5 protein-coding genes and 1 tRNA gene are annotated in these 7,218 nt (G+C 36.3%); 5 read left to right on the top strand and 1 reads right to left on the bottom strand.

Annotated elements, in window-relative coordinates; genetic code table 11:
• Nucleotides 1-1,168 precede the first annotated feature (1,168 nt).
• Nucleotides 1,169-1,242, bottom strand: a tRNA-Gly gene (locus ACWTVK_RS03875).
• 136 nt (nt 1,243-1,378) lie between these two features.
• Here ACWTVK_RS03875 and ACWTVK_RS03870 point away from each other — a divergent pair.
• From ACWTVK_RS03870 to purR, 5 genes are all read left to right on the top strand, one after another.
• The gene (locus ACWTVK_RS03870) at nt 1,379-2,704 is read left to right on the top strand and encodes a PepSY-associated TM helix domain-containing protein (RefSeq protein ID WP_456045987.1); all 1,326 of its coding nucleotides are present in this window, start codon (nt 1,379-1,381) and stop codon (nt 2,702-2,704) included.
• Between the two features lie 150 nt (nt 2,705-2,854).
• A complete protein-coding gene (gene nhaA, locus ACWTVK_RS03865) occupies nt 2,855-4,009 on the top strand; it encodes a Na+/H+ antiporter NhaA (protein WP_370815797.1) in 1,155 nt (384 codons plus the stop codon).
• 28 nt (nt 4,010-4,037) lie between these two features.
• A complete protein-coding gene (gene nhaA, locus ACWTVK_RS03860) occupies nt 4,038-5,210 on the top strand; it encodes a Na+/H+ antiporter NhaA (protein WP_456045986.1) in 1,173 nt (390 codons plus the stop codon).
• A 241-nt stretch (nt 5,211-5,451) separates the two neighbouring features.
• Nucleotides 5,452-6,060 (top strand): peptidoglycan-binding protein, encoded by a 609-nt coding sequence (locus ACWTVK_RS03855; protein ID WP_456045985.1) that lies wholly within the window; start codon nt 5,452-5,454, stop codon nt 6,058-6,060.
• Between the two features lie 227 nt (nt 6,061-6,287).
• A complete protein-coding gene (gene purR / locus ACWTVK_RS03850; protein WP_308512583.1) occupies nt 6,288-7,106 on the top strand; it encodes a pur operon repressor in 819 nt (272 codons plus the stop codon).
• The last annotated feature ends 112 nt before the right edge of the window (nt 7,107-7,218 follow it).

Raw genomic sequence — 7,218 nt, 5'->3', positions numbered from 1 at the left:
AACACAGTAGTTAAGCTCATAAACGCCGAAAGTACTTGGCTGGAGACGGCCTGGGAGGATAGGAAGCCGCTGATTAAGCTAAAGGCACACCTGTGGGTGTGTCTTTTTTTGTTGTATGGCTTCCTATCCTCCCAGGGTACCTGGTAAGCAGGGCAGTAGAAGATGGAGGAATGAAATGACGACAGATTCACTGCATCGCTTAGTTCGGAGCGTAAGATGGACATGTAGCGAAGCTACATAAGGCCATCCACAGCGACGAACACCCAGTATTCTGGATGGAAGAACCGTACATGAGAACTCGCTGATTAACGAAATAGAGGGCCAACCCTAAAGGGTTGCCCCTCTATTTTTGTGCTCTAACGAGCACATTCTAATTCCTTCTAGAGCCGTCTCCAGTCAAGGTTGTACAAGTATTATCTATCTATGTATCCGTGTCAGACGGAGCTGGGAAAAGTAGGGCAGTAGAAGATGGAGGAGTGAAACGACGACAGATTCACTGCATCACTTTCTTCCGAACGTAAGATTTACCGAGCTGCGAAGCAGAGAAGGGAAATCCACAGTGAGGAAGCAAGTAGGGCCACCGAAAAGTAATTAGATCTATGCGACGCATGGGGCCCACACATCACCTTCTTCCGAACGTAAGATTTACCGAGCTGCGAAGCAGAGAAGGGAAATCCACAGTGAGGAAGCAAGTAGGGCCACCGAAAAGCAATTAGATCTATGCGACGCATACGTCCATTGCATCAGGTTCGACGAAGCCCTACAATTAGCACCGTACAGTAAAAGGTTATTTTAAATACCGTCATGGGCGAGTGTGATCGGAAGCCGCGGCTAGTGGTAGAATTTTAATTGTATCTACCCGATACCGCGGTGCGTAGCACCTATGGTATCAAACCGTATAGCAGCTGAGAAATTTAGATTTATGTAAATAAACTAGTTTTAAGTGAAAACTTAATTTGTAGCACCTAAGGCATCATTCCCTTAATCAGTTGAGTAACTCCAAATTTGTGTAAGTAAATAAGCCCTATGATTAGAAAATCACAAGGCTTATTTTTGTTTATAACTACTTTTTACAAAGTTAGTATATATACAAAAAAAAGAGCTGCCTAAGCAGCTCTAAATTTATTATTTTATACTAAATACTAACCATTACGTTAGTAGCTTTAGATGGAGCGGGCGAAGGGAATCGAACCCTCCTCTCAAGCTTGGGAAGCTCGCATTCTACCGATGAACTACGCCCGCATGATGTACATATTGTATCATACTATAATATATACATTCAAGTGGAGCTTGTTTATATACTCTATACCCATAGTGGTTGCTGTATTGTATTGATATAAGAATAGATGTATAAAATAATGAGGAAGGAGGCATATGTATGTCAAAAATTTATAAAATCCATAAATGGTTATCTATAGTTTCTGTGCTTTTTTTCTTAATGTTCTGTATTACAGGGCTTATTCTCATGTTCCGAACTGAATTAAATGCATGGGCTCAAGGAGGGTCACATCATTCCTCGTTATCAATGGCGATGAGCCAACAAGAAGTGTCTATTTTTAATTATGCTGATGAAGGTGCCCTATTAGTGAAAGAAAAATATCCGTCTAAGGATATTTTAAATATTTCTCCAGCTATGGGGGCTTCACATATTTTACGGTATCGTATTATTGATTCTTCTGCAACTGTAGCACCTCCAGCGCGTATGGGGATGGGAGGGGATTATGCATTATATAATCCTGAAACAAAGGATCTTATTACTACGCATCATGAAACGCCTGCACATCCTTGGGTTCGAAGTGTGTTACATACGCTTCACCAATTACATACTCGATTAGATCTTGGCAAAACAGGAATTTATATTGTAACGGTTTTATCTTTTATATGTAGTTTATCTATTATTTCTGGTATTTTTTTATATGGTCCATTTCGTAAAAGCTTTGCCAAATCTACTGTATTGTCTAACTATATGAAATTAAGTACATTACACCGAGAATTTGCTATGGTTGCTACTGTATGGGGATTTATCTTATGTATTACAGGTGTATGGATAGGTGGATTTTTTATTGCTAATGACAGCTATAATGCAGATGTACTACACACTGCAAAGCAAGAACTTTCAGTTGGTCAATCTGACATTTTACAACCATCTGAAGCTATCTCTCGAATTATGAAAGCATACCCAGATCGTCAGCTTATATCTATAGATTATCCATCTAAATTTAATAATCATCATTATGCATTTTATTTAGGTGCTGAAAATGATGATGATCCAGCTATGTTCTTGGGCCAACCAGTCTATGCTAATTTATATACTGATTCTACTAAGGATATGTATTCTACAAAAAATATCCCCTGGTATTTTACGGGCATGACTACAATGATTAATCTCCATATTCATAATCATAATACGATGGCTCTTAAAATATTATGGGCCATCTGGGATATTGTTCTTATTGTAGGCATTGTGACTGGTATTATTATGACTATTAAAAAGAAATTTGTCAGAGCTAGTGCTGCAGAATCTAAAGTATCGGCTGAGATAAAACATGTTTGGCGTACACCAATCTGTTGTGGTACCTGTGTATTACTTGGATTTATTATGCCACTTTGGTCCAATCCAGTTACAAATACTATAGCAGGTATTTGTTTAACTATTCCTCTAGTTGCATTTTTTATTTCTTTAATTAGAGGATTTAATCATTAAGTTATTATATTCTTCATGTATCTAATCAGCGTGCTTCATCATTAGTTCATTGATTATTTTCGAAATGAAATGATATAATTAATTTAAATAAATAGTTTTTATGTATGAAAATCTGTATTTATATTTATAATAAAGAAAGTGGTAGTTACTATGAATCATATGAAGGCATTTATTCAGTCTGAATCATCTGGCGGTATTATGCTCTTACTTGCCGCTATTCTTGGTGTTATTACAGCAAATTCTCCACTATCAGAACAGTATTTTTCCTTGATGCACGTATATTTGGGGCCTATGGATATACTGGAATGGGTAAATGATGGGTTAATGGCTCTTTTCTTTTTATATGTGGGGTTAGAGATCAAATCTGAAATGATTTCAGGTGAGCTAAATACAAACTCAAAACGACTGCTTCCTGTTTTAGCTGCTTTTGCAGGCGTTGTGACACCAGCTTTAGTGTATTTCTTAATTGCTGGTTCTGTCCATGAGTATACTCATGGTTGGGGGATTCCAACAGCTACTGATATTGCATTTGCCATAGGTGTTATTATGATGCTTGGTAAGCGTGTATCACAAGCTATGAAAGCATTTCTTTCTGCATTGGCGGTTATAGATGATTTAATCGCTATTATTGTTATAGCTATCTTTTATGGTGCTGGTGTTGATTTTCCATACTTGATTGGTGCTGCTATCGTTACAGGTGCATTGTGGTATACTAATAAACAGGGATATGTTAGACCTGTATTATATGGTGTATTAGGTGGAGTTCTCTGGTACTTTGTATTAAAGTCTGGTGTTCATGCAACCATTGCAGGTGTTGTGTTAGCTATGACTATTCCTGCAACAGGTAAACTTGATGGTGAAACAGTATATCCTATGCTTAAATGGGCGGATAAACTGAAAAATTGGGTTAATTTTTTGATTATTCCTTTATTTAGTTTCTTAAATGCTGGTGTATCCTTTGCTGATGTTTCAGCAGATCACCTATTCCATCCTGTTGTACTAGGCGTTTCATTAGGCCTTATTTTAGGTAAACAGTTTGGTATTTTTTCTGCTGTTTTCGTTTTAGTTAAATCTAAAATTATCAAGATGCCTACGAATACAACATGGCCAGAGGTTTATGGTACAGCCATTGTTTGTGGTATTGGTTTTACTATGAGCTTATTTGTGGCTACATTGGCATTTCCACCTGGTGTAACTCAAGAAATGTCTAAAATTGGTATCTTTATAGGATCTATTATTTCTGGTTTATTAGGTGCTATAGTTTTAATTGTGGCTTACAAAATAAGATCTATTAAGAACAAATAATGAACTTATTATATTAGGAAGGAATCATATGGAACGGATATTTGTACTTTTACGTTCTCCGGGTTCGGCTACTGCCGTTTTACTAGGAGCTACACTTATTGCATTAATCGTAGCGAATTCTCCATTGGCAACACAATATATGTCTCTGGTTAATTTAAAACTAGGTCCATTAACAACGATGGAGTGGGTTAATGATGCATTAATGGCGATTTTTTTCCTCTTTGTTGGATTAGAAGTAAAACGTGAATTGGTAAGTGGCGAACTTAATACGAATGCTAAGCGTATCATGCCAGGTATTGCTGCATTATTTGGTGTATTAGTACCTGCTATTATTTACTATCTTATGGCTGGATTTAGTGAAGTTTACGTTCATGGATGGGCTATTCCTACTGCGACAGATATTGCTTTTGCTATAGGTGTAATAACTGCATTAGGCTCAAGAGTTCCTAACTCTATGAAAGTATTTTTGACAGCCTTAGCTGTTATTGATGACTTAATTGCCATCATTGTTATTGCTATATTCTACGCAGCAAATCTTAATCTTTTCTATTTATTCGGTGCTGTAGTTGTAACGGGATTATTGATTTATTGTAATCGGTCTGGGTACGTTAGATCTTTGTCTTATATCATTCTTGGTATAATTTTATGGTACTGTATTCTTCGTTCTGGTTTACATGCTACAATGGCAGGCGTAATCTTGGCGATGACAATTCCTGAACGGGGCAAGATTGGTCGTAAATATGTTAGACCAATGCAACATTGGGAACATTATTTATCTAACTGGGTAAGCTTTGTTATTGTTCCTATTTTTGCTTTCTTTAATGCCGGTGTAAGTCTTGGTGGATTTGGTGTAGCCGATTTAACACATCCAGTTGTTTTAGGCGTTGCCTTAGGTCTTATTTTAGGGAAACAAATCGGTATCTTTGGTGCTATGTTTGGCATGATTAAGTTAGGTATTGTACCTATGCCAGCAGAAGCTAACTGGAAATTTATTTATGGTACATCCATTGTATGTGGTATTGGTTTTACTATGAGTATATTTGTTTCCGTTCTAGCTTTTAATCCAGGTCATGCTCAAGAGATGGCTAAGGGTGGGGTATTAATCGGCTCTATTATTTCTGCAATTATAGGCTATACATACTTACGTATAGTTGGTGCTAATCGTAAAGAGTGCCATATTGGTTTGTATCATAACTGCTAAAATTAAATAGTATTAGTAAAGTCTCCATTATTGACTCCCATACATCTAATGTTAAATTACATTTTACTTAGATAAAGTAGTCCATAATGGAGATTTTGTTTCATTGGTATCTTAGATTTCTATGATATATATGTAGTTAATAAAGTGCATTATACATGCATTTTTTGTATTACTATCTCAATATTGTTTATAGATTATTTAACACTGTATAGTATACTACTTAATGTAAGGTGAGGTGTATATGGTTAAAAAAATAATTATTGCATGTACGCTTGTTTGTATGACTACAATGGTATCTTCTGTATCATTGGCGAAAACGATTGATAAGGGACAACGGGGGCACCATGTAAGTAAGGTCCAAACAATGTTAAAACATCAAGGTTTTTTGCATGATTCTGTAGATGGCATTTATGGTCATAACACAGAACAAGCCGTACGAAAATTTCAAAAGTCAAAGGGACTCGCTGTCGATGGGCGAGTTGGTCCTGCAACAATGAATGCTTTAGAAAAGATGGAGACTCGTTATGGTGGACATGGTACAGAATTAAGTCATGATGGTGTGCCGAATAAATACTCTCGAGTTTTAACTATGCAAGCTAGTGCTTATTCTGCTCAAGACCCAGGAAATGGCAATTATACAGCGACTGGTAGTCGCTTAAAGAAGGGCATTGTATCTGTAGATCCTAATTTAATTCCATTAGGTACGAGATTATACATTGAAGGATATGGTTATGCTGTAGCAGACGATGTTGGTGGTGCTATTAAAGGTCATAGAATTGATTTAGCTTACGATTCACGTTCTGAAGCATTACAGTTTGGTCGTCAAACTGTAAAAGTTTACGTCTTATAATATAAACTCTCTAGTAAATATATATTATTGTAATAGATTATATGGTCTAAATTTACAGTATTATATAAAGACTAGAGAGTTTTTATTTTACCGAATTATAGTATTTTTATAACCTCGAATATTCGGAAATTATGATATAATAAATAAAAGATATATTTGAGATAACTCATGATTTTTATTAGATGAGTATAATCAATGGTTATATGATGAATGGTAAAGGAAATTCTATGGATAAAGTACGGCGCGTGGAACGAATGGTGGCAATGACAAAATTGTTAGTTGATTCACCGCAAAAATTGATTCCTTTAAATTATTTTTGTGATTTCTTCGGCATGGCAAAATCTACAGTTAGTGAAGATTTAACCTGTGTAAGACAGTCTATGGAACACTTTCAGCTAGGCACTTTAGAAACTGTAGCCGGTGTAGCTGGTGGAGTGCGATTTATTCCTCATCGTAAAGGCTCTCAAGCCAATGATATTTTACGAGATGTACAAGCTCGTTTGATGGAGCCTGATCGTATCATTCCTGGCGGTTTTATTTATATGTCTGATATTCTCTATGACTGGCATGTGATGACTCGACTTGGGGAAATTATTATGACTCGCTTTATGGATCGCAATCCAGATTATATTTTGACAGTAGAAACAAAGGGGATTCCCTTAGCTGTCATGGTAGCGCGAGCTTTCAATAAACCTCTTGTTATTGCTCGTCGTGATAGTAAGGTGACTGAAGGTTCGGCCATTAGTATTAACTATGTAACTGGCTCCTCTGGTCGAATTCAAACTATGACCCTTACTAAGCGCGCTATTCCACCGAATGCTAGGGTTTTGATTATCGATGATTTTATGAAAGCTGGTGGTACTGCGAAGGGCTTAAAAGAGCTTGTCCTTGAAATGAGTGGCATTGTTGTGGGGACCGGTGTTTTAGTAGCAACGGCAGAACCAAACCCAAAATTAATCGATGATTATGAATCACTGTTTACCTTCTATGGTATTGATGAAAATACAAAGAAAATAAGTATTGAACCAGTATTTGATGAAGAGTAAAGATTAATATTAAGCACATCATAGGCTAGTATAATAGTTTTATATTGAATATTGGCTAATAGGTTACAAAATGTAATTAATATTAAAATGTTAGACATATAAGAGATAATAG

The organism is Veillonella sp. Ser01, assembly GCF_053850375.1.
This window is presented reverse-complemented; position numbering and strand designations above follow the sequence as displayed.

What these genes read in the sequence shown, in the direction of transcription:
- nhaA (WP_370815797.1), top strand. Translation starts at nt 2,855, where the DNA reads ATGAATCATATGAAGGCATTTATTCAGTCTGAATCATCTGGCGGTATT.
- ACWTVK_RS03870 (WP_456045987.1), top strand. Translation starts at nt 1,379, where the DNA reads ATGTCAAAAATTTATAAAATCCATAAATGGTTATCTATAGTTTCTGTG.
- purR (WP_308512583.1), top strand. Translation starts at nt 6,288, where the DNA reads ATGGATAAAGTACGGCGCGTGGAACGAATGGTGGCAATGACAAAATTG.
- ACWTVK_RS03855 (WP_456045985.1), top strand. Translation starts at nt 5,452, where the DNA reads ATGGTTAAAAAAATAATTATTGCATGTACGCTTGTTTGTATGACTACA.
- nhaA (WP_456045986.1), top strand. Translation starts at nt 4,038, where the DNA reads ATGGAACGGATATTTGTACTTTTACGTTCTCCGGGTTCGGCTACTGCC.